Origin of the sequence: Pseudomonas sp. 22085, from assembly GCF_052045815.1 — a bacterium.
GTDB lineage: Bacteria > Pseudomonadota > Gammaproteobacteria > Pseudomonadales > Pseudomonadaceae > Aquipseudomonas > Aquipseudomonas glycinae.
In genome coordinates this window covers 176009-197251 of the sequence record NZ_JBQEQA010000001.1, presented here as the reverse complement: position 1 = coordinate 197251, position 21243 = coordinate 176009, and the positions used below count along the sequence as shown (strand labels likewise).

Below are 21243 nucleotides of genomic sequence, written 5' to 3'. Positions count from 1 at the left end.
CAGGGAGGTACTGCAAAACTGTCTTACGAACGCGTTTCAGCCGCTGTTGAGATCGCGTGCGACGTCTTCAACCAGGCTTTGAGGGGCGATAAACAGCTGCATGTTGCAGCGCGAAAGCTCCCAATGTTCAAACACCAGATCGACTACCGCGCCTTCGTCATGTCGGCTGAACGCTTCAATGAAGCTGTCATGATGTTCGACGGCCAAGCATAGGTTGCGCTCCATGTCGCTATTGCGTGGGCGGAAGAAGGTATGGCCGATACGTGCGTGGTCGATCAGTAGGCGACCAAGACTGGGTTCGAGATAAGGGTTGCCCGACATCTCCCCCATGATCTCGTGGAAGCGGTTGTTCTCAACGACCATCGCCCGAGGGTCGCGAACTTGGCTCGCCGTGCGAAAGCGCTCCTGGGTGGCATGCAGGTCGCGCAGTTGAGCGGGCTTGTAGTTTTGAACAGCAAGTCGACCGATGGCGGCATAAACCATGGGCGCCACCAGGAAAAAGTTACGCAAGGTGTTGTGGTTCATCGGTGCCACTCGGGCGCCACGATGTTCCTGTATGTCCAGATAGCCTTCGCCCGCCAGGCGGCGAAACACCTCTCGGACAGGGGTGCGCGATAGCCCGTATCGTTCGCTTAGCCCCAGCTCGTCCAGCAGTTGGTCGGGACTGAGCTCCATGGTCAGAATCTGGCCTTTCAGATCCTCGTACAGCTCATTTTTGCCGCCTCTCATGGAACCCCCCACCGTTCACCACAACCCGGAGTGATCACTGTTTGATGCAGACTGGCACGGGACCTGACCCACGTCAACGCGATTGTATTCTTTGTGTATACCTAGATAATTTAGAAAGAATACCGCGAGCCCAGTGGTCATCAGCCTTTGCGGCGGGTGCGCTGGGCATCACTATGGTCGCGGGTTGGCATGATATTGTCGCGGACAGAAATGTGCGCTTCGAGTCATCTTGATCACGCTGTACCGATGGTCGAAAAACTAGTAGACACATTGTCTAACGACCCCTATATTCATTATACAAATTGTAGACACAACAACATGAAAACCAAGAAAGCCGCCATGAAAGCAACTGCTGAGGCTCATCCACTGATCGGTGAAGTACCGCTGGACCGCAAGGGCGTCCTCGCGGATGCCTTGCGCCGACGCATCCTCAGCATGGAGCTGGCACCTGGCGCAGTGGTGGATGAGCTGGCCTTGTGTGACGAGTTTGGCCTGTCTCGCCCGCCGGTTCGCGAGCTACTGAGACAGATTGCTGCTGAGGGCTACATCGAATTGGAGGCCAATCGAGCGCCTCGCGTGGCTGCGATGAACCACGATTCTTTGCATAGCTTTTTCTTGGCCGCGCCGTTGATCTACATAGCGACGACCCAGTTGGCGGCTACACATGCAACTGCGCGTGAGATTGAGGGGCTCAAGGCCATTCAGGCGATGTTCCGCCAGGCCATTGAACAGCGCGATGTGGAAAATCGTGTGCTCTACAACGATGCCTTCCATCTGGAGATCGGCCGGATGGCGCATAACGATTACTTGCTGCCCAGCCTGCGGCGCCTTCTGATCGACCACACACGGCTGGGCAAGATCTTCTACCGACACCCGACCACTGATGACATGCAGCGCGACCTAGAGCTCGCCTGCCAGCAGCACGATCAAATGATCGAGGCCATCGTGCGTCGGGATCCTGAAACTGCCGGACAACTGGTGCGCGAGCACTTCGAGTTGTCCCGTCGCCGCATGGCCGAATACGCGGCGCCCCAAGGGATGGAAGTGGCACTGGCCTTGTGAAGTAATGCTCACCGCGCGCCAATACCTGGCAGGAGGCCGGGTATGGCGATGCGTGATGAGGAACAGACGCTAACAACAATATCTGGTTCCTGAAATGACAAAGATCACCTCGTTGCCCGCTGACGACACTACGTGTGGTTGGTACCACCTGAGCAAAGGACGGCAGATCAAAGCTCCGCACCATGGGCACACCGCCGCACGTTGGGTTGTTGTCGGCGCCGGTTTTACCGGGTTAGCCGCTGCACGTCAGTTGGCGTTGAATTTTCCGGATGACCAGATCGTACTGCTGGAGGCCCAGGAAGTAGGGTTTGGTTCGTCGGGGCGCAATGCGGGTTTTGCCATCGACCTGCCGCATGACATCGGCGCCGACGACTACATCGGTGACATCGCCATCGCCAGAACTACGCTGAAGCTCAATCTCAGCGGACAGTCATTCCTGAAGGAGCTGGTGGAACGCTATCAGATCGATTGCCAGATGAAGCATTGCGGCAAGTACCAAGCTGCCGTAGAGCCACGCGGCATCGCCGTTCTGGATGCCTACCGGCGCGGTCTGGACAAGCTCGATCAGCCTTACGAGATGATTGACGCCGATCAGCTTCCAGAGCATATCGGCACCCACTTCTACCGCAAGGCCCTGTTCACTCCGGGTACTTCTCTTATTCAGCCCTCGGCGTTGGTAAAAGGGTTGGCAGATAATCTGCCGCCGAATGTCACACTGTATGAGCAGACGCCGATCACTGATATTGAATACGGCGCAAAGACCGTGCTCAAGCATGCCAATGGCTCGATCACGGCTGATAAGCTGGTGCTCACTACCAACGCTTTCGGTATGAGTTTCGGCTTCCTCAAAGGCCGCATGCTGCCGGTGTTCACTTATGCCAGCCTGACCCGTCCGATGAACGAAGAGGAGCAGGCGAGGCTAGGGGGCAAGCCATATTGGGGCGTCATTCCCGCTGATCCATTCGGCACCACTGTGCGTCGCACGCCAGACAACCGTTTGTTGATCCGTAACAGTTTCAGTTTCAACCCAGATGGCCGGGCCAACCGCAAATACCTCGAACGCTTCGTGGTTCGACATCGTGATGCCTTCGAACGTCGATTCCCGATGCTGCCAAACATGTCTTTCGAATATACCTGGGGCGGTGCGCTGGCAATGTCGCGAAACCACATGGGCTATTTTGGAGAGTTGGCGCCTAACGTTTATGGTGCCCTTTGCTGCAATGGCTTGGGTGTTACTCGCGGCACCGCTACGGGCAAACTTTTGGCTGACTGGCTGGCCGGTGAGAAGAACGAACTGATCGATTTTGTTCGCCAGGCACCTGGGCCGTGCGCGAACCCACCGGCGCCCTTGGTGTCGCTGGGTTTGAATCTCAATCTGAAATGGGGACAGTACCGCGCCGGGAAAGAAAGCTGAGTTAATCAAGACGCTATAACTTTTTGATATTTGCCGGGCAATAAGTTGCCTGGCCTGCGGTTTCTATTGCGTGCTGTTTAGGGTCGAAGCGCACTTCGACAAGACAGAGCTGAATAAGATTTTCAGCTTTGCGGACTCGTTCGCCCTAAAACAGGCTGCACTTTGGTCGTGGCAGGAGAAAACAATGACAAATTCCAATGTATCAATCGAAGACGTACCTATTACTCGTTTTCATCAGTTCCTGACGGTACGCTCTGGCGGCGGATCGTTCGTTGACGGCTATGTGCTTAGCATCGTTGGCGTGGCCATGGCGCAGATGTCCGCCGGGCTTGGCCTGTCCAACTTCTGGCAGGGCATGATCGCGGCCTCGGCATTGATCGGCATTTTTTTCGGTGGCTTCTTCGGCGGCTGGCTGACTGATCGCTTTGGTCGCAAACGCGTTTTCTTCGTCGGCCCGACCCTGTTCGTTCTCTCCTCAGTCGCGCAGTTCTGTGTGGAGTCGGCGCTTGCGCTGTTCTTGCTGCGTTTTGCCATTGGCATCGCGGTCGGCATTGAGTATCCGGTGGCCACTTCGCTGCTGGTCGAGTTCCTGCCCAAGAAGAATCGGGGGCCTCGCCTGGCCACCCTCACTGTGCTGTGGTTCGCAGGCGCAGCTGTGGCTTACATGGTTGGGGAAGCGATTCTTCATCACGGTGGCGATGATGCCTGGCGCATGGTCCTGGCCAGTGCAGCGGTAGTCGGTAGCGTGTTGTTCATGTTGCGCCTTGGTACGCCTGAGTCGCCACGCTGGCTTATCAGCAAAGGCCGCAGCGCCGAGGCCGAGCAGATTATCAAGCGTGTGTATGGCAATGATTTCTCTCTGCGTAACCTGCCGGAAGAGCCTAAAACGCGGAAACTGTCGTTCCTCAGCCTGCTGCACTCCGGCTATGGCAAACGCATGCTGTTCGTCACCATGTTCTGGACCTGCTCGGTTATTCCGGTGTTTGCCGTCTATGCCTTCGCCCCGAAGGTTCTGGGTGCGCTCAACCTCAAAGGTGAGTGGGCGTCGATCGGCTCTGTCGCCATCACCTGTCTGTTCGTGGTCGGCTGCATCATCGCCACGCGCCTGATCAATGGCCTTGGCCGGCGTACCACGCTGCTGCACAGCTTCCTGTGGTCTGGACTGGCGTTGCTGGGCCTGGGCGCATTCAGTAGCGGTTCGGAAATGCTGATTCTGGCCTTGTTCGGTGCCTACGCACTGTTTATCGGCGGGGCCCAGGTGCTGCAGCTTGTTTATCCCAACGAACTTTTCCCTACCGAAATCCGCGCTGGCGCGGTGGGTGTAGGCACTTCCATGTCGCGGGTCGGCGCTGCGGTCGGTACCTGGTTGGTCCCGATTGCCCTCGATACCTATGGAATCGGCGCAACCATGTATGCCGCCGCGGCAGTGACCTTCGTCGGCCTGGCGTTTTCCTTCGCGCTGGCACCCGAAACCCGATCAATGAACCTGCAACAGGCCGCCTCACTCGCCTGACCTGAAACACAGCCGTCGCGGCGCGTAGCGTCGCGGCGTTCACTACCAAATGTATCCCTGGAGAACCTACCGTGAAATTTGAAGGCATCTACACCCCGGCAATCACTCCACTGGCAGCAGACGGCTCGATCGACAAAGCGGCCTTCGCCGAAGTGCTCGAGTACTTGGTTGAATCGAAGATTCATGGCGTGATCATCGGCGGCTCGACGGGTGAGTACTATGCCCACACCACTCAAGAGCGCATCGAGTTGGCTGCCCAGGCCAAGGACGTGCTCAATGGTCGCTTGCCACTGATCGTTGGTACCGGTGGCATTCGCACCGAAGACGCTGTGGCTTTCGCCCAGCACGCCAAGGAAATCAAGGCCGATGCGCTGCTGGTCGGTACCCCGCCTTACGCGTTGCCGACACAGCAGGAAATCGCTCTTCACGTCAAAGCAGTCGACGCTGCCGCTGGCCTGCCAATCATGCTTTACAACTACCCCGGCCGCATGAGCGTGAGCATGGGTGAAGAGTTCTTCGACGCGGTGGCTGATGTGAAGAACATCGTCGCCATCAAGGAAAGCTCTGGTGATATGGCCCAGCTCCACCGCCTGGCCATCAAGCGCCCGAACATCCAGCTCTCGTGCGGCTGGGACGATCAGGCTCTAGAGTTCTTCGCCTGGGGTGCGAAGAGCTGGGTCTGCGCCGGCTCCAACTTCATCCCACGTGAGCACGTGGCCCTGTACGAAGCCTGCGTGATCGAGAAGGACTTCGACAAAGGCCGCAAGATCATGGCCGCCATGATGCCGCTGATGGACTTCCTCGAAGGTGGCAAGTTCGTACAGGCCATCAAGAACGGCGTTGCCCTGAACGGTCTGAAAACCGGTGGCGTACGCAAGCCGCTCTACGACCTGGACGAGGCCGAAAAGCAGGAACTCAAGCGTGTGGTCACCGAACTGAAAGCCTCCATCGCCCAGATCAAATAAGGAGACTGGAACATGGCTGAATTGCTGAGCAAGGCACAATACGCGGCCATCGCTGCCGACCTGCAACTGCGCACGAAGGCGTTCATCGACGGTGAGTTCCGCGATGCCATCTCCGGCCGCACGTTTGTCACCACCAACCCCGCCACCGGAAAGCAACTGGCTGAAGTCGCCGCCTGCGACGTCAACGATGTCAACGTCGCTGTAGCCGCGGCCAAACGCGTCTTCGAAGAAGGTACCTGGTCGAAGATGCAGCCGAACGACCGCAAGCACGTGCTGCAGAAGTTCGCCCAACTGCTGGAAGACAACGCCCATGAGCTGGCGGTGCTGGAAGCGCTGGACAGCGGCAAGCCTGTCAGCGAGTGCCAGACCGTCGACGTGCCGGAAACGATTCATACCATCCGCTGGCATGCCGAGCTGATCGATAAGATCTACGACGCCACTGCCCCGACCGGCAACGCTGCGGTGACCATGGTCGTGCGCGAAGCCATCGGCGTGGTCGGCCTGGTGCTGCCGTGGAACTTCCCGCTGCTGATGCTGGCCTGGAAGATCGCTCCGTCGCTGGCCGCCGGTTGCTCGATCGTGGTCAAACCGGCCAAGGAAACCACCCTCAGCGCCCTGCGCGTGGTCGAGTTGGCCCACGAGGCTGGCATTCCTGCAGGCGTGTTCAATCTGGTGCCTGGCGGTGGCCGTGAAGTGGGCGAAGCCATCGGCCGCCACATGGACATCCCGATGGTCAGCTTCACCGGTTCCACCGACACCGGTCGACTGTTCCTGAAATACGCCGCCGAGTCCAACCTGAAGCGCATCGTCCTGGAGCTGGGAGGCAAGAACCCAGCGGTGGTCATGAACGACTGCGAAGACCTCGACGAAGTGGCCCAGTACGTCACCGCCGGTGCGTTCTGGAACATGGGCGAAAACTGCTCGGCCTCGTCGCGCCTGATCGTCCACAAGGACGTGAAAGACGAACTGCTGGGCTTGATCGCCAAGCACCTGAAGGACTGGAAGCTTGGCGACCCGCTCGACCCGGACAATCGCCTGGGCGCCATGGTCAGCAAGTCGCACTTCGAGAAGGTGAAGTCGTACCTGGAATACGCGGCCGAGCAGAAACTCAGCATCGTTCAGGGCGGCGAAACCGAGGAAGGCGTGTTCGTGCAGCCGACCATCGTCGACAACGTTGGCCGCGACAACAAGCTGTTCGTCGAGGAAATCTTTGGCCCGGTGCTGAGCGTGACCAGCTTCGAGACCATCGATGAAGCGATCGAGCTGGCCAACGATACCGTCTACGGCCTGGCCGCTTCGGCCTACACCGGTAGCCTGCGCAATGCGCTGCGCCTGTCGCGTGAAATCCGTGCGGGCGTGGTCACGGTTAACTGTTTCGGCGAAGGGGATGTGACTACGCCCTTCGGTGGCTACAAGGAGTCTGGCTTTGGTGGGCGGGACAAGTCCATCTGGGCCCATGATCAGTACACGGAGCTGAAGACCATCTGGATCAACGCTTCGTGACTGGCGGGACGCAGGTGGTGCAATCACCTGCGTCCTGATCCCGCGCTGTTCTGACGGAGTTCGGTGCGGACCCGGCCACTGCCCCACCGGGCAGTGGCTTTTTTGCATCAGTGTCGAGCGACTGGGTGATCGGCATTTCATGCAAGAGAAAATCGGCCCCGTCAGGTCAAGCTGGGCTTCAAGTAATTCCTACGAATTTGTGAAGAGGGCATGTCAGATGGCTCACGTCGTTTCGCTGTTCCGCTATCCAGTAAAAGGCTTCGAAGGTGAAAAGCTGGACCGTGTCTCGTTGGAATACGGGAAAGGTTTTCCAGGAGACCGCGCTGTAGCCATTACGCGAAGTGGAACGGTGGCAGGCGCGGCCCCATATCAGCAGCTTACGACCAATTCAGCGCTTGTTCATTTTGTACCTGGCAAAAGTCTGGGAGCAGCGACGCTTCATGAACGGCAATCGGTAATTCGTGGAGATTTGCTGACAGATCCAGAACTTTTGGCCGAATTTTTTGGTGTGCAAGCACGCGTTGTTCATCAGAACGATTGTCTCGGCCATTGGGATTTTGATGACTCGGCACTGTCCATCATCAATGTCAGGACAGTACAGGCGCTGTCGAAGCTAGTGGGCGCAACGATCGATCCCATGCGTTTTCGAGGCAACATCTATATCGATGCAGAACCATTTTCAGAATTCGGATGGCTTGGCAAAGGTGTAGACTTTGGTCATTCCCGTCTTTCGATCATTCGGCCAATCAAGCGCTGCCGAGCGACGTCGGTACATCCGCAGACGGGCGAATTGGACATGAACATTCCCGCCCAACTGAACCGACACTTCGGTCACATGTATTGCGGTGTCTATGCACAGGTCGAGCAAGCAGGATCGCTTCAACCTGGCGACAGAATATCAGGCACGCAGGCGCATTACGGCGAAAGGCTGGCAATTGCAGCCAAGGTTCCAAGAGCACCTGCGTTGACTACCTGGCCGCGTCCTGCAGAAGTCGTTGAGATTGTTGAGGAAGCACCGGGCATTCGCTCAGTATGGCTACGAGATCCCCTAGCGGTGCTTGGCTCGCTGGACAGCTTTGTGGCCGGGCAGCATGTTGCAGTTCATCACTTGGCAGTAGATGGCACGTGGCGCCGCTACACCGTGTCGGGTATCAAGGGTGATCGGTTACGCATCACGGTGAAGCAGGGGAGTGGTGCCGGCTCCCAAGCTATTCATGCTTTAGAGACTGGACAGCGTCTACATCTGACAGGACCTTCCGGCTCAGACACGTTCAGCCTCGACGCTCCAGCTAATCTCTTTCTTACAGCGGGGATAGGCATAACCCCGACGATCACCAAGCTTGAAGCTCTGGCGCAGGCCAACTATCCGCATCCAGTGCACGTCGTGCATACAGTGAAGTGCAGCGACGAACTAGCGCTGTGGAATGAGGTGATTACGCTGGTGGGACAACTTAGCGAAGGTTCTAGCGCTTTGCATGTCACCCAAGCTTTGAATGGGGATGGGGGGGCGATCAAAGGCAGGCCGGATATCACCGCGTTGGTCACCGATGCTGTCGGGAGAGGTGCTGCAATCCATGTTTGCGGGCCTGAAGGCTTTCAGAGCCAGATAGAGAATAGCGTGATTCAGGCGGACGCTGCCGATCGGCTGTACATGGACAGCTTCGCAACCCCTGATAGTCCGGTGGAGATGCGCAAAATTCCTGACGGTGATTCATTTAAGGTCACCTTCGCCAGGTCAGGTGTCTCTGTAACATGGCAACCCACAGATGGGACCCTCCTGAGCTTCGCAGAAGCCAAAGGGCTGGTACTACCTGCCCACTGTCGCGCAGGCATATGCCAAACCTGTGAGTGCGCTGTGTTGGACGGAAAAATTATTCAGCTGATCGATTCTTGTAGAGCTAAAACTGGGTATGCGCTCATGTGCGCTTCCGTTCCTGGGAGTGATATAAGCATTGATTGTTGAGACCAAACGAATAACGCCACCGCAGAGGCGAAAAAACAATTGCCGTTCAGGCTAACTGTTTTTGATGAGATAACTGATAAATAAACGAAACAATTCAGCATTCCCCGCAATGCCTAAGCGTTGCCAGATATTGTGCCGGTGCACCTTCACCGTCCCTTCCGAAATCCCCAGCTCTCGGGAAATCGACTGGCTGCTATGCCCCTGCAGGATCAGCTTGGCCACATGCCGCTGGGTTTCGGTCAGCTGACCCTGGAGGATATCAACGAAGGCATCTTCCAGCTGGCTGCCCGATTCCTGCGGGTCGGCCAGGTCGTCGGCATGGGCCAGGCGCAGGTGCTGACTGAAAATGGCATCGATCACCGGCGTCAGTACTGCCAACCGCTGCGCTTCTTCAAACGCGAACGCGCCCTTGTCCAGGCCTCGCATCAGCGAATAAACCAAAGCGGTACGTGACCGTACCGGGACGATGAAGCCGATTTCCTCGATCAGGCTGCCGTGGTGCGTGGACACGCAGGGGTGGATGTCGTGGGAAATGGAAAAGCCCGAAGCGAAGAAACTGTCCGGGGCCAGTTCGCGCATCCGCCACAGGCCACCCGCGTGGTTGTTGGTACAGGCGACGTAAAACGGGTCGAGCAGATAGCCGCCGCGCAGGTAGGCTTTCAGCGTACGCTCGGCGACTCGCTGGTTGTAGCCGTCATGGATCAGTAGCGCGGGCTGGTTGAAACGAAACAGGTAGGCACAGCTCATGTCGAAATCGACCACGGCCTTGAGCGCGGTGTCGAGGGTCGAGCCCAGTGCGTCGCTGCCGATGCTGCGAATGACCGTACCCAGGCGGTTGGCGTTGTCGTTGTTCATTGCGGTGGCCCGTGCGGTGTGGGAAAAGGCGCAAATGCCGCCCGGCTGTGCAAGCCCGAACGGCATTGAACGATGCCTGGCCCACTCAGTGCAACGGTGCACAGGCGGGCAGCATGCCGGCCTCTTCTTCCTGACGGCCCAGTTCCAGTGCCTTAGGCACCGCCAGCCAGTAGGCCAGCAGCATGCCCAGCAGGCCACCGGCGAGCTTGCCGATGATCAGCGGCCCGATAAGCGTGGGCTGGAAGTTGGCCGAGTAGGCCAAGTGATCACCAAAGGTGAAGGCGGCGCACACGGCAAAGGCAATCACCAGCACCTTGTCTTTTGGCGGCATGTCGGCCACCAGGCGGAACATCGCCAGGATGTTGGCCGAGGCCGCGAGGATACCGGCCGCGCCCACCGGCGACAGGCCGAGTTTCGACGCTACCTTCTCGATCGGCTGCGACAGGAAACGCTTGATCAGATAAACCATCGGGAACGCACCGCACAGCATGATGCCCACGTAGCCGGCAATTTCCAGCGCCCGGAATTGGTCGTCCTTGTCGGCAATAATCGGGGCGAAGCCCCAGCCACCGAACAGCGAAGTGAACGCGCCGGTGAAGTACTCGACGATCGACGCCACCAGCACAAGCGTCACGGCGGCGTACATCAACTGCCCCAGCTTGAGGAACAGGCTGACCATGAGGTTGGGGAAGTAGCGCAGCGCCGCCGCCAGTGCCACGCAGAACAGGATCAGCGGCGACAAGTTGCGCAGCAGGGTGGGCAGGGTGAAGTGCAGCGCCTGGGTCGCAGCGCCCGCCGTGGCGATGTCCGGGCGCACGCCCAGGCCCATGGCCTGCATGCCCATGGCGATCAAAACGATGCTGATCGGGATGCTCAGCAGCCCGGCCATGATGCCCAGCGCCATGTACTTGTGGTCGGCCTTGTTGAGCATGGCCAGGCCCACCGGGATGACGAAGATCACCGTCGAACCGCACTGGAAGCCAGTGATAAGGCCGAGGATCCAGCCTTCGGGGCTGTGCGATAGCGCCTGGGCCAGCTGGTAGCCGCCCAAATCCGAGGCGATGAAGATCGGCCCGGCGATGCCGGCATCGGCGCCCGTGGCCAGGAACAGCGGGCCGATGAACTGGCTGATGAAACTGGAAATGAACGGGATGGCGGCCATGATCCCGGCCACCGGGATGAAGATCGGGCCGATGCTGTGCAGGCCGGCGGTGAACTCCTTGGCCAGCTCGGATTCCGCATTGACGATCGATGCGATCGCGCCGATCACGGCGCACACCATGATCACGTAGATGACGTAAGTGCCTATATTTTCCATCTGCTGCCTCTGTCTTGTTGGAATCGGCTTGGGGGCAGAATTGAAGGGTGCTGCTTATCGTTGTTGTTGGACGCTGACAGCGGGGGCCGGCGAGGTATCACATGGCGGTGTAGGCGTTGTCGACGAACAGGTGCGAGCCACTGACGAAGCTCGACTCATCGCTGGCCAGGAACAGCGCGGCATTAGCCACTTCAGCCGGGTCGCACAGGCGCCCCTGCATGGCCTTGATCGCCTCGTCGGAGGCGTCCACGCCATAACCGCGCAGCAGGTCGAGTTCGCGGCGGCCATGGGCGGTACCGATGAAACCAGGGCAAATGGCATTGCTGCGGATGTTCTGGTCGCGATATTCCACCGCGAGGGCGCGGGCGAACATGTGACAGGCGCCCTTGGTGGTGCAGTAGAGCACCTCCATCGGTGTGCCGACCACGGCGGAAATCGAGGAGGTGCAGATCACGCTACCACCGCCGGCGGCGAGCATGCCAGGCAACACCGCCTTGGTGACCAGAAACATGCTTTTCACGTTGACGCTCATCAGCCGGTCCCATTCCGCTTCGCTGGTTTCGAGGAACGGGCCGGCAGCGATGATCCCGGCATGGTTCATCAGCACGGTTATCGGGCCGAAGTGCGTCTGGGCCTGGGTTACGGCGCGGTGCACCTGGTCGGCCTGCGACACATCTGCGGCGACGAACAGCGCCTGGCCGCCGTCCGCGTTGATGCGCGCCGCCACGGCTTCGCCCTGGCTGGTCGGCAAGTCGAGGATCACCACCCTGGCGCCCTCGGCGGCGAACAGTTCCGACGCGGCCAGGCCACAACCGCCTGCGCCGCCGGTAATCAGTGCCACTTTCCCTTTCAAACGATCCATGGTTATTTTCCTCGGTTGTTATGGTTGTTGTCTCCAAAACTAGAGCCGAGGTCGAGTGCGGTAAATATACCTAAGGGTATAGCCAAGCTTGGCTTTCGCCTCTTGGGGGCAGGGCATGGCTCAGTAGATCCACGATGAAATGGCTGGTGGCAGCCTCACCATGCAGGTGTACAGCGGAATCCTATGCATGTCAGCGCAATCCCTGCGCCCGCGTCCAACGCCGTCAGCGCGATCTTCCGTCGCTATACATAGCTCTCTTGAAACCATTGAAAGCTGATGGGAGGTACTACCGGGCTTGTATCAACTGGATTTATCACCTTTAGCCCATTCGCCACCAAGGGTTTTGTACAACGTCACCCGGTTGGTCTGCTCTGTCAGGTTCAAGTTAATCAGCGACTGCTGCGCCGAATACACGGAGCGCTGGGCGTCGAGCACGTCCAGAAAGCTCTCCGAGCCTTGTTTGTACAGGGCCAATGAGAGCTGATAAGCGGTGTCGGTAGCATCGGTCAGGCTGCGCTGGGCATCGAGGCGCTCATTGATATGAGCACGTACTGACAGCGCATCCGCCACTTCGCTGAACGCGGTCTGGATCGTCTTCTCGTAAGTCGCCAGTTCGATTTCGCTGTTGACTTTGGCTGCAGTTAGGCTGGCTCGATTGCTCCCCGCGTTGAAGATCGGCAGGTTGATCGAGGGGGCGAAGCTCCATGCGCCGCTGCCGCCTTTGAACAACCCGGACAGCTCGCTGCTGGCGCTGCCGCCGCTGGCGGTAAGGGTAATACTCGGGAAAAACGCAGCCCGGGCCGCGCCGATATCAGCGTTGGCCGCCTTCAGGGAATGTTCAGCGGCCAATACGTCCGGGCGACGCTGCAGCAGGCTCGAGGGCAGGCCCTGCGGCACGCCCACCAGCAGTGTGCTATCGAATGGCTGGTCGCTTGGCAGCAGCGCGTCGCTCAGGCGTTGGCCCACCAGCAGTTCGAGCGCGTTTCGGTCCTGCTCGACCTGGCTGGCATAATTGGCCGCATCGGCCCGAGCGGACTCGACTGTACTGCGCGCTTGCGCCAGGCTCACCCCGGACTCGCCGCCCAGCCCATGGCTCTGCTGCACCAGCGTGTAGGTTTTCTGCTGGCTGGCATAGGTGTCATTGGCCAGCTTCAGCAGTTGCTGGTCGGCGGCCAGGGTCATCCAGGCCGTCGCGACTTCGGCTACCAGACTGAGTTGCGTGCTGCGGCGCGTTTGCTCCAGCGAAAGGTACTGCTCCAGCGCAGCGTCCTTGAGGTTGCCCAGGCGGCCAAACAGGTCCAGCTCATAGCTGCTGACGCCGAGGCCGACGCTGTACTGGCTGCTGACCGCCGAGCTGCCGTTGGTCACGCTGCGCTGGCGAGTACCATCGGCCGTTGCCGAAACTGCCGGAAACAGCTCGGCGCGCTGGATGCGGTACTGCGCCCGCTGGTATTCGACATTCAATGCAGCCACGCGCAGGTCGCGGTTGTTGGTCAACGCCAGCGCCACGGTGTCGCGGAGGCGGGCATCGGTGAACAGCGATTTCCAGCTGATATCGGCGCTTGCGGTGGTTGCGCCGGTGGCGGTTGGCCACTGCTCGGCTACCGGTGCTGCCGGGCGCTGGTAGTCAGGAGCTAGGTTGACGCAGCCAGTGAGGGCCAGCGCCAGCAAAAAAGGGGACAGACGCATCAGGCTTCTCCTGCAACAGTATCGACAGTGCTGGCGCGTCGGCCGGCCAAGCGCTGTACCAGTACATAGAACAACGGGATGAAGAACAGGCCGAGCACGGTAGCGGCGAGCATGCCACCCAGCACGCCGGTACCGATCGCCTGTCGTCCACCGGCCCCGGCTCCGCTACTCAGGGCCAGCGGCAGCACACCCAGGATGAACGCAAGCGAAGTCATCAGTACCGGCCTAAGGCGGATGCGCACCGCTTCCAGGGTGGCAGTGATGAGGTCCTGGCCACGCTCGTATCCTTCTTTGGCGAACTCGACGATCAGAATGGCGTTTTTCGCCGCCAAGTTGGCGCAGATCTTCTCGGCGGCATCGACGATGGCACGTTGGTCAGCGGTCAGTTGATAGTCCATGGTCGCTCTCCTTACGCCTGCCCGGCAGGGCGCAGCATCATCAGCCCGGTGCGCACCGCGGTGCAGACCACTTCGTCACGTTGGTTCTTGGCTACGTGCTTGAACGTGACGATGCCTGAGTCATTGCGGCTCTTGGACAGTCGCGTCTCCACGATCTCGGTCTGCACCCGGATGGTGTCACCGTGGAAGGTCGGTTTGGGGAACGCGATCTCGCCGAAACCGAGGTTGCCCAGGGTGGTGCCCAAGGTGGTTTCATAAACGGTGATACCGGCCACCAGCGCCAGCAGGAACATGCTGTTGACCAGGCGCTGGCCGTAGAAGGTGTTGGCGCTGTATTCGGCATCGATGTGCAGCGGCGCGCAGTTGTAGGTCATCGCCGAGAACAGGATGTTGTCGGTCTCGGTCACGGTGCGGCGAATGGCGTGCTCGATCACCATCCCCGGTTTGAATTCTTCGAAGTACAGTCCGGCCATTTTGCAGATCTCCTCAGTGGTTGAAGGCGCGAGCCAGTTCGATGACTTCGCGGGCGGTCTTGGCGTGGGCGATGTCGATGTGCTCGCCGTCATAGATGCACGAGGCGCGGCCTTCGGCCTGGGCGGTCTCCAGGGCGTCGATCATGCCCTGATAGAAGGCCACCTCTTCCTCGGTGGGGCTGTAGGTACGGTTGACGATGTCGATGTTGGAAGGGTGAAGCACCAGTTCGCCGCTCATGCCCAGTTGGCGGTCGTTGGCCGAGGACACCTTGAGCCCTTCGAGGTCGTGGACCTGCTGCCACACGCCGCCGATCGGCAGCTTGCCGGCGGCCCGTGCGGCCATGACGATGCGCGACTTGAGGTACTGGGTTTCGCGACCTTCGAGTGACCACACGGTTTTCAGCGCACGGGCCACATCGGCATTTTTGGCGGTGGCACCGACGATGGCGGGGACCCGCTCGTGCTGGGCGATCTCGTACGCCAACTGCAGGGACCGGGCGGTCTCGAGCAGTGGAATGACCCGGGTGTGGCCGACAGGCACGCCCGCGCGGTATTCGGCTTCGGCGAGCATGGAGGAGACGGTGTGGATGTCTTCCGGCCCGCAGGGCTTGGAGATGACGATGCCTTCGATCAGAGGGCTGACAACGGCGAGGATGTCGTCGAAGTCATACAGGTGGGCGCTGCGGTTGATACGCACCCAGATGCGTTGCTTCTGCTCGGCCAGCCAGGCGAGTTTGGCCTTGACGATGCCGCGGGCCTCGACCTTGAGGTCTGCGGGTACGCTGTCCTCCAGATCGAGGATCAAGGCATCGGCCTTGGCGCCTGCAGCCTTTTCAATCATGTTCGGCTTGTTGCCGGGCACGAACATCATCGAGCGGATCGGTTTGAGGGGAGTGGAAGCCATCGTGCGTTTACTCCTTCTTGTTTTCCTGGTTGACCTAACGATGGTTAGATTCAATGGCAACTGATGCCTGGGTCGAGCATGTATCGGGGGGCAGGAAGGCGCCAAGCGAGGTGGCTGAACATTTCCGTACTTTGGAATTGCAGGGTGCTAATGATTGAAACCGGTAGGGCGCCCCAACCAAAGAACGGAACAACCGCCCGAAGCGCCTTGCCAGTCGCCTGTAGGCGGGGCACTCTGCCTAACACGCGTAAGGTGCCATTTGACAGGTGTAAGAGGAGGTGTGCATGGCGGACCCTGAATTCATCGCGCAACGTAGCCGGCTGCCAGGCACTCCGCAGCCTATGCGTTCTTGGCGCGGAGCCGATGGTGTGACCCTGGCGGGTGACTGCTGGGGAGACCCTGAAGGGCCGCTGGTCATCCTCCTGCACGGCGGCGGGCAAACTCGCCACGCCTGGGGTGCCACCGGGGCCTTGTTGGCAAGTGCGGGTTGCCACGCAGTCGCCCTTGATGCGCGAGGCCATGGTGACTCGCAGTGGAGCGCCACTGGTGACTACAGCACCGACGCCATGGTGCAGGATCTCAAAGCGGTGATCGCCAGTTTTGGGGACAGGCCCGCTGTGTTGATCGGCGCCTCCATGGGCGGCATCACCAGCCTGGTAGGTATTGGCGAAGGAGAGATCAACGCCAGCGCGCTGATTCTCGTGGATGTCGTGCCACGTTGTGAGGCGTCGGGCGTCACTCGGATCAAAGCCTTCATGCAGCAACGTCCTGAAGGGTTCGAGACGCTCGACGAGGTGGCCGAGGCCATTGCGCGTTACCAGCCGCAGCGGCGCAAACCTGCCAGCCGACAAGGCTTGGTGAAGAACCTGCGTACTGCACCTAACGGGCGCCTGTACTGGCACTGGGACCCTCGCTACCTGGAGGCGACCCATGACCTGGAATCGCGCTATCAGCGCTTGTCGAATTGCGCGAGACGTCTGCGCCTGCCAACGCTGCTGGTACGTGGCGCCCAGTCTGACGTTGTCTCCGAAGCCGGGGTGCAGGACTTTCTGGCCCTGTGTCCGCACGCCGAACACCTGGACGTCGCCCAGGCGCAGCACATGGTGGCGGGCGACCGCAATGACGTATTTGGCAAGGCCGCCTGGGATTTCCTCTGTCGACACTTGCCGATCACTGTGACCGGGGCCTGAAGCCCGTTTCACTTTTACTGCCCCTAGATGAGGCCAGCCATGAACGAAACGACTGAAAAGACGCCCGATGCCGAATTGCTCAAGCGCTTGCTTGCCGGCCGCTCCACCTGTCGCGCCTATCGCCCGGACAATGTGCCACTGGCGGTAATCGAGGACATTGTCGATATCGCCCGACGCACGCCTTCCTGGTGCAACACCCAGCCATGGCAGGTGTTGATTACCTCGGGGCAGCGTACTGAAGCCTTCCGTGAAGCCCTCCTGGCACGAGCCCAAACGCACACCGAGACAAATTCGGACATCCCTTTCCCGGAAGCCTACCGGGATGTCTATGCGGAGCGGCGACGCGAAGCCGGCTTCAAACTGTATGAGGCCTTGGGTATCACCCGTGGTGACAAGGAGCGCTACGCCCAGCAAAGCCTGGAAAACTTCCGTTTGTTCGGCGCACCGCACGTGGCCATCCTGACCACGCGGGCCGACTTGGGCCCCTACGCGGCGGTGGATTGTGGTGGCTTCATCAGCGCCTTCCTGCTTGCAGCCCAGGCCCATGGAGTGGCCACCGCGCCACAAGCGGCATTGGCTCGGCATGCCCGGTTCATTCGTGACTACTTCGGGATAGCCGAAGATCGTCACATGGTCTGCGGCATCTCTTTCGGCTACGCCGATAGCGAGCACCCCGTGAACAGCTTCCGCACCAGCCGCGCTGCACTGAGCGAGGTGCTGCGGATTGTCTGAGTGGTAACGGACGGGCATGATCGTCAACTGGCCAGTGGAATAAAAACCTGATTCGGCGCTTCACTCGCCAGCTGTACGCCCAGTTGCTCAAGCTCCAAACGCAGCGCCTCGCCATGGATGCGCACATGCCATTGGGTAGCTGGCGCCTGCGATCTGCTCTGATGGGCTATCGCCAGGCGCAGCTGTTCGTTGGTTGGAAAGAACACCGTGAATCCATTGCCTTTCCAGGCCGTGGTGGTGAAACCTAGGTGGCGGCAGATGTTGACCTTGTCCAGCGCATCTTCCCGGTCGGCCTTCCGCGAGGCGTCGATCAACTGGCGCAAGGCGGGTGGTGGTAGCCCATCCGAAGCGATCAAGGGCTCCCCATCCATCTGTGACCATGCCGCTGTCGGGCACTCCTTGGTTGCCGGGTTCAGTACGATGAACGGATTGACCTCCATCGGATAGATCCGGCATACCAGTGGTCGCTCGGTGTAGATCCCGCATCGGGTATCGGCGAGTTGGTTGGGGCAGCCCTGTAGATTGCCCGCCGCGAACACCGCAATGACCTGAATGTCCGCCGAACCGGAGCGCGCCGCCGCTGAGCGAGCGTGGTTATGCCGGTACTCTGGAGATTGCTCGTTGGCACCCAGGGTGGAAAATGCCTCCAGGAGCACGACCACATCATCGCCACGGGCCAGCCAGGCTTCGGTTTCCGCGAGGGTCAGGGGTACGAAGCGTCCCTTGCAGCAAGCGCCGCAGCCGGCAATGCAGTCGAAATGGACAGGGGAGTTCATGGCGCGTTTTCCGAGGCAGTTGGACAACTGCATGCTACGAAGCCGGCCATGGCTTTCCTTGCCCGATTCCACGAGCTTCTTGCACAAATGAAACGAGTGCGATTGTGGGCAGCAGGATCAGGCATGCAGCTCGTTGAATTGGGCAAACCCGTTTGAGTGACCGTTTTTATACTGCCTGCTCAACCACTGCGCCCGCACGAGGTCTGCAACTTGAAACGCCCTTCACTGATGCGCACACCGATTCTCGAATACGGCGACTCTCCCCAATCTCGCGAGGGGCGCTTTCACAATCTGTCACCGCGCCCTGCAGACATGCCTGAACCCGACGCCAGGACGATCTGGAACGCGCTGTTCAACAAGCCAACGTTCACGGTGCCGCGTGCGCCGGTGCCGGTGCTGCAGTTGACCCGTGCACAGCTCGATGCTGCGCCGCACGCCAGCTTGTTCCGCCTGGGGCATTCCACGGTCCTGTTCAAGCTGGGCGAGGGCTGGTGGCTGACGGACCCGGTGTTTTCCAAGCGTGCCTCGCCATTCACGTTTGCGGGCCCGAAGCGGTTCCATGCACCTCCTTTGTCCTTGGATGAGCTGCCCCCTATTCAGGGGGTCATTCTCTCCCACGACCATTACGATCACCTGGACCGGGCAACGATCAAGGCACTGGCGCCTAAGGTTGAACGCTTTCTCACGCCGCTGGGTGTTGGCGACCGGCTGCTGGCCTGGGGTGTGCCGGCAGCCAAGATTCATCAGTTCGACTGGTGGCAAGGCATCGAGGTGGGTGGCTTGCGCCTGACGGCGACACCTGCTCAGCACTTCTCCGGCAGGGGGCTGCGAGATGGCAACCGCACGCTGTGGTGCTCGTGGGTGATCCAGGCAGCGGAGTTGCAGATGTTCTTCAGTGGTGACACTGGCTATTTCGATGGCTTTGCCGAAATAGGGCGGCGTTTCGGGCCGTTCGATGTGACGCTGATGGAAACGGGCGCCTACGATGAGCATTGGCCCTATGTGCACATGCATCCTCGGCAGACCGTACAGGCCCACCTGGACCTCGGTGGAGGCTGGTTGCTCCCGATCCACAACGGCACGTTCGACCTTGCGCTGCATGCCTGGTACGAACCCTTTGAGCAAGTGCTGGAGTGGGCAGGGCAGCAAGGCGTTCCTGTGGCTACCCCCAGAATGGGTGAGCGGGTCGACCTGCGCTCGCCGCGTGCGGTTGAGCGCTGGTGGCGCGAAGTGGTGAAAAAAGAGGAGCAGCCCAAGGGACGCGGATGCCGAATGCGCTGGGCGAACCAATGAGGCTGCTGACCAGGCGAGGGCCCTGCGGGCGCGGCGAACCTGCCCCCGCAGAGGCCTAGGCACGTGCTTAGGGGACCAACGGGTCGATCAGCACAGGCACCACATTATCGAAACGCTCGAGTTGCAGTATGTCGTGAATCATCCCATCCACCACCGCATCGGCCAATGGCAGCACAGAGTAGGGGACGCACAAGCGGAACTTGTCGATGAAGTCTTGCTCGCTGAAGGGGTTGAGTGGATGGCCCTTCACATAGGTATAGGCATTTTCCAGCACTCTCCCGTCACGCAGGACAGTGGTCAAGCGGGCCCCCCAATCGGAAACGCTCGGGTCCTCCACAGCTGAAATTCGGGTCATCAGGTCACGCACCTGCGGCCGTTCGCGCGCCTCGGCCGTGTAGGTCTCGACAAATACCTTGTCGTCAAACGCCGCACTGGCTACGGCATAGGGCAGGCTGAACTGGCACTCGGGGACGGTACGGGGGTGCCATTTCTTTTCCACCGGCTCGCATACAGCGCGCCAACCAGGCGTAGACACTGCAATCTCGATGCGCTCGATATCCTCGGCGGCGAAATCCTGGGTATGCATCTGGTCGCGAATGCCATCGATGGATGAGTGCGAGAAGTAACAGGCGCTGTAGCCCTTGGTGATGATCTGTTCGAGCATCCACTGTTCGCCAAGCCCCTCGGTCAGCCATTGTGGCTCCGTTTCCCAGCGTGCAGTCGCGAGGAAGCCCTTGGGGCCTCCCAGCACTTCCTGGCGTGGGCCAGTGATCCCGCGTTGGGCCAGTTGGCATGCCGTGATGGCCGCTTGGCAGACCAGCCCATGGTGCACACGAACCATCAAGGTTGCCGGCGCGTAGATGCCCATGGTGTGCGGCTGGGTCATGGTCCGGCCGATGCCTTGGGCATGCTCCAGTTGCTCCTGGCTCAGGCCGATCAGGCGGCCCACGGCGGCAACCGCACCGAAGATGTAGTGGCCGCCGCAATCCTGTGCCTTGATCGCGCGATTGATGACTTTGTAGGCGCTGCCAATGCGTACCAGGATCTCCTGGCCGACGGCCATCGCGACGAGAAATTCCTTGCCGCTCACCGGGCCGGTCAGGCCCGTGGCTGCCAGCAGGCTGGTCACAACGTATTCACTGATGTGACCGGCTTCTTCATGCAGGTCACCACAGTCCATGGCCCTGGGCATAGGCCCCAGCGCCAATGCAGCTTCGGCTGCGGGAACCCGGCCGCCATAGAAAGGCAGTGCCGTCTGCGGCGCACCGCCTTTTTCCTTGACCAGATCGACGATCGCCGGAATTCCCTCCATCCCGGAGCCGCCAATAGTGACCGCCATGGCGTCCAGCAGAGTGTGCCGGGTATGGCGCAATACCGTTTCCGGCAGGTCGTCGTAGGTCATTTCCAGGGCCATCCGGCACAGGGTCGCCATCGGGTCTTCGCCGTGCTGCGGGGGGAAATTTCGCATGTGTAGTCCTTCTTGTTATCGCCACGGTTGATTGTGCATTGAAGGACGCGTTCACCCTGTCGGCAATCAGCACTTCCCGGCTGTTCCAGCCTGCGGAACGCGCTGCGACTGGCTGAATTCCACTGCTCGGAACGAT

The 21243-nt window shown here is 60.0% G+C and carries 18 protein-coding genes and 1 pseudogene; 9 read left to right on the top strand and 10 right to left on the bottom strand.

Features of this window, described 5'->3' with window-relative positions; translation table 11 throughout:
- Window positions 1-36: 36 nt before the first annotated feature.
- Entirely contained in the window at window positions 37-729 is a 693-nt protein-coding gene (locus tag ACTJK7_RS00775; RefSeq protein ID WP_189121095.1) for a GntR family transcriptional regulator, read from the bottom strand.
- Window positions 730-1068: 339 nt separating this feature from the next.
- Between ACTJK7_RS00775 and ACTJK7_RS00770 the strand changes: the two genes are divergently transcribed.
- The 6 genes from ACTJK7_RS00770 (at window position 1069) to ACTJK7_RS00745 (ending at window position 9149) form a co-directional block, all read left to right on the top strand.
- A complete protein-coding gene (locus ACTJK7_RS00770; protein ID WP_189121826.1) occupies window positions 1069-1791 on the top strand; it encodes a GntR family transcriptional regulator in 723 nt (240 codons plus the stop codon).
- A 94-nt stretch (window positions 1792-1885) separates the two neighbouring features.
- On the top strand, window positions 1886-3205 hold the full coding sequence (locus ACTJK7_RS00765) for an NAD(P)/FAD-dependent oxidoreductase (RefSeq protein ID WP_440779649.1): 1320 nt from the start codon (window positions 1886-1888) through the stop codon (window positions 3203-3205).
- Window positions 3206-3389: 184 nt separating this feature from the next.
- Window positions 3390-4718 (top strand): MFS transporter, encoded by a 1329-nt coding sequence (locus ACTJK7_RS00760; RefSeq protein ID WP_440779775.1) that lies wholly within the window; start codon window positions 3390-3392, stop codon window positions 4716-4718.
- A 71-nt stretch (window positions 4719-4789) separates the two neighbouring features.
- Window positions 4790-5683: a dihydrodipicolinate synthase family protein gene (locus ACTJK7_RS00755; RefSeq protein WP_189121093.1), complete on the top strand. Its 894-nt coding sequence runs from the start codon at window positions 4790-4792 to the stop codon at window positions 5681-5683.
- A gap of 12 nt (window positions 5684-5695) precedes the next feature.
- A complete protein-coding gene (locus ACTJK7_RS00750; RefSeq protein ID WP_189121092.1) occupies window positions 5696-7186 on the top strand; it encodes an aldehyde dehydrogenase in 1491 nt (496 codons plus the stop codon).
- A 217-nt stretch (window positions 7187-7403) separates the two neighbouring features.
- The gene (locus ACTJK7_RS00745) at window positions 7404-9149 is read left to right on the top strand and encodes an MOSC domain-containing protein (RefSeq protein WP_440779651.1); all 1746 of its coding nucleotides are present in this window, start codon (window positions 7404-7406) and stop codon (window positions 9147-9149) included.
- 51 nt (window positions 9150-9200) lie between these two features.
- Here ACTJK7_RS00745 and ACTJK7_RS00740 read toward each other — a convergent pair whose 3' ends face one another.
- The 7 genes and pseudogenes from ACTJK7_RS00740 to ACTJK7_RS00710 all read right to left on the bottom strand — a co-directional run bounded on the left by ACTJK7_RS00740 (window position 9201) and on the right by ACTJK7_RS00710 (window position 15648).
- Entirely contained in the window at window positions 9201-10004 is an 804-nt protein-coding gene (locus ACTJK7_RS00740) for a helix-turn-helix transcriptional regulator (protein ID WP_189121089.1), read from the bottom strand.
- An 85-nt stretch (window positions 10005-10089) separates the two neighbouring features.
- The gene (eutH, locus tag ACTJK7_RS00735; RefSeq protein WP_440779652.1) at window positions 10090-11322 is read right to left on the bottom strand and encodes an ethanolamine utilization protein EutH; all 1233 of its coding nucleotides are present in this window, start codon (window positions 11320-11322) and stop codon (window positions 10090-10092) included.
- 97 nt (window positions 11323-11419) lie between these two features.
- Window positions 11420-12184 carry an SDR family NAD(P)-dependent oxidoreductase gene (locus tag ACTJK7_RS00730; RefSeq protein ID WP_189121087.1) on the bottom strand — a complete coding sequence of 255 codons (765 nt, stop codon included), beginning with the start codon at window positions 12182-12184 and terminating at the stop codon, window positions 11420-11422.
- A gap of 300 nt (window positions 12185-12484) precedes the next feature.
- Window positions 12485-13873, bottom strand: coding sequence for an efflux transporter outer membrane subunit (locus ACTJK7_RS00725; RefSeq protein ID WP_440779653.1), 1389 nt, complete (start codon window positions 13871-13873; stop codon window positions 12485-12487).
- A pseudogene (locus tag ACTJK7_RS00720) lies at window positions 13873-14205 on the bottom strand (efflux RND transporter permease subunit); the annotation flags it as partial. The gene ACTJK7_RS00725 and the pseudogene ACTJK7_RS00720, both read right to left, overlap by 1 nt.
- Window positions 14206-14282: 77 nt before the next feature.
- Window positions 14283-14744, bottom strand: a complete 462-nt coding sequence (locus ACTJK7_RS00715; RefSeq protein WP_440779654.1) for a MaoC family dehydratase — start codon at window positions 14742-14744, stop codon at window positions 14283-14285.
- A gap of 13 nt (window positions 14745-14757) precedes the next feature.
- The gene (locus ACTJK7_RS00710) at window positions 14758-15648 is read right to left on the bottom strand and encodes an HpcH/HpaI aldolase/citrate lyase family protein (protein ID WP_346641787.1); all 891 of its coding nucleotides are present in this window, start codon (window positions 15646-15648) and stop codon (window positions 14758-14760) included.
- A gap of 341 nt (window positions 15649-15989) precedes the next feature.
- Between ACTJK7_RS00710 and ACTJK7_RS00705 the strand changes: the two genes are divergently transcribed.
- A complete protein-coding gene (locus ACTJK7_RS00705; protein WP_440779655.1) occupies window positions 15990-16838 on the top strand; it encodes an alpha/beta fold hydrolase in 849 nt (282 codons plus the stop codon).
- A gap of 39 nt (window positions 16839-16877) precedes the next feature.
- Window positions 16878-17570: a nitroreductase gene (locus ACTJK7_RS00700; protein WP_440779657.1), complete on the top strand. Its 693-nt coding sequence runs from the start codon at window positions 16878-16880 to the stop codon at window positions 17568-17570.
- A gap of 23 nt (window positions 17571-17593) precedes the next feature.
- Here ACTJK7_RS00700 and ACTJK7_RS00695 read toward each other — a convergent pair whose 3' ends face one another.
- The gene (locus ACTJK7_RS00695; RefSeq protein ID WP_440779658.1) at window positions 17594-18346 is read right to left on the bottom strand and encodes a YkgJ family cysteine cluster protein; all 753 of its coding nucleotides are present in this window, start codon (window positions 18344-18346) and stop codon (window positions 17594-17596) included.
- A 228-nt stretch (window positions 18347-18574) separates the two neighbouring features.
- Here ACTJK7_RS00695 and ACTJK7_RS00690 point away from each other — a divergent pair, with 228 nt between their 5' ends.
- Window positions 18575-19639 (top strand): MBL fold metallo-hydrolase, encoded by a 1065-nt coding sequence (locus tag ACTJK7_RS00690; protein ID WP_440779776.1) that lies wholly within the window; start codon window positions 18575-18577, stop codon window positions 19637-19639.
- 67 nt (window positions 19640-19706) lie between these two features.
- On the opposite strand, the gene ACTJK7_RS00685 is transcribed toward ACTJK7_RS00690, so the two are convergent.
- On the bottom strand, window positions 19707-21107 hold the full coding sequence (locus ACTJK7_RS00685) for an MmgE/PrpD family protein (RefSeq protein WP_440779659.1): 1401 nt from the start codon (window positions 21105-21107) through the stop codon (window positions 19707-19709).
- Window positions 21108-21243: the final 136 nt, after the last annotated feature.

What these genes read in the sequence shown, in the direction of transcription:
- ACTJK7_RS00775 (WP_189121095.1), bottom strand. Translation starts at nt 729, where the DNA reads ATGAGAGGCGGCAAAAATGAGCTGTACGAGGATCTGAAAGGCCAGATT.
- ACTJK7_RS00770 (WP_189121826.1), top strand. Translation starts at nt 1,069, where the DNA reads ATGAAAGCAACTGCTGAGGCTCATCCACTGATCGGTGAAGTACCGCTG.
- ACTJK7_RS00765 (WP_440779649.1), top strand. Translation starts at nt 1,886, where the DNA reads ATGACAAAGATCACCTCGTTGCCCGCTGACGACACTACGTGTGGTTGG.
- ACTJK7_RS00760 (WP_440779775.1), top strand. Translation starts at nt 3,390, where the DNA reads ATGACAAATTCCAATGTATCAATCGAAGACGTACCTATTACTCGTTTT.
- ACTJK7_RS00750 (WP_189121092.1), top strand. Translation starts at nt 5,696, where the DNA reads ATGGCTGAATTGCTGAGCAAGGCACAATACGCGGCCATCGCTGCCGAC.
- ACTJK7_RS00745 (WP_440779651.1), top strand. Translation starts at nt 7,404, where the DNA reads ATGGCTCACGTCGTTTCGCTGTTCCGCTATCCAGTAAAAGGCTTCGAA.
- ACTJK7_RS00740 (WP_189121089.1), bottom strand. Translation starts at nt 10,004, where the DNA reads ATGAACAACGACAACGCCAACCGCCTGGGTACGGTCATTCGCAGCATC.
- eutH (WP_440779652.1), bottom strand. Translation starts at nt 11,322, where the DNA reads ATGGAAAATATAGGCACTTACGTCATCTACGTGATCATGGTGTGCGCC.
- ACTJK7_RS00730 (WP_189121087.1), bottom strand. Translation starts at nt 12,184, where the DNA reads ATGGATCGTTTGAAAGGGAAAGTGGCACTGATTACCGGCGGCGCAGGC.
- ACTJK7_RS00725 (WP_440779653.1), bottom strand. Translation starts at nt 13,873, where the DNA reads ATGCGTCTGTCCCCTTTTTTGCTGGCGCTGGCCCTCACTGGCTGCGTC.
- ACTJK7_RS00715 (WP_440779654.1), bottom strand. Translation starts at nt 14,744, where the DNA reads ATGGCCGGACTGTACTTCGAAGAATTCAAACCGGGGATGGTGATCGAG.
- ACTJK7_RS00710 (WP_346641787.1), bottom strand. Translation starts at nt 15,648, where the DNA reads ATGGCTTCCACTCCCCTCAAACCGATCCGCTCGATGATGTTCGTGCCC.
- ACTJK7_RS00705 (WP_440779655.1), top strand. Translation starts at nt 15,990, where the DNA reads ATGCGTTCTTGGCGCGGAGCCGATGGTGTGACCCTGGCGGGTGACTGC.
- ACTJK7_RS00700 (WP_440779657.1), top strand. Translation starts at nt 16,878, where the DNA reads ATGAACGAAACGACTGAAAAGACGCCCGATGCCGAATTGCTCAAGCGC.
- ACTJK7_RS00695 (WP_440779658.1), bottom strand. Translation starts at nt 18,346, where the DNA reads ATGAACTCCCCTGTCCATTTCGACTGCATTGCCGGCTGCGGCGCTTGC.
- ACTJK7_RS00690 (WP_440779776.1), top strand. Translation starts at nt 18,575, where the DNA reads ATGCGCACACCGATTCTCGAATACGGCGACTCTCCCCAATCTCGCGAG.
- ACTJK7_RS00685 (WP_440779659.1), bottom strand. Translation starts at nt 21,107, where the DNA reads ATGCGAAATTTCCCCCCGCAGCACGGCGAAGACCCGATGGCGACCCTG.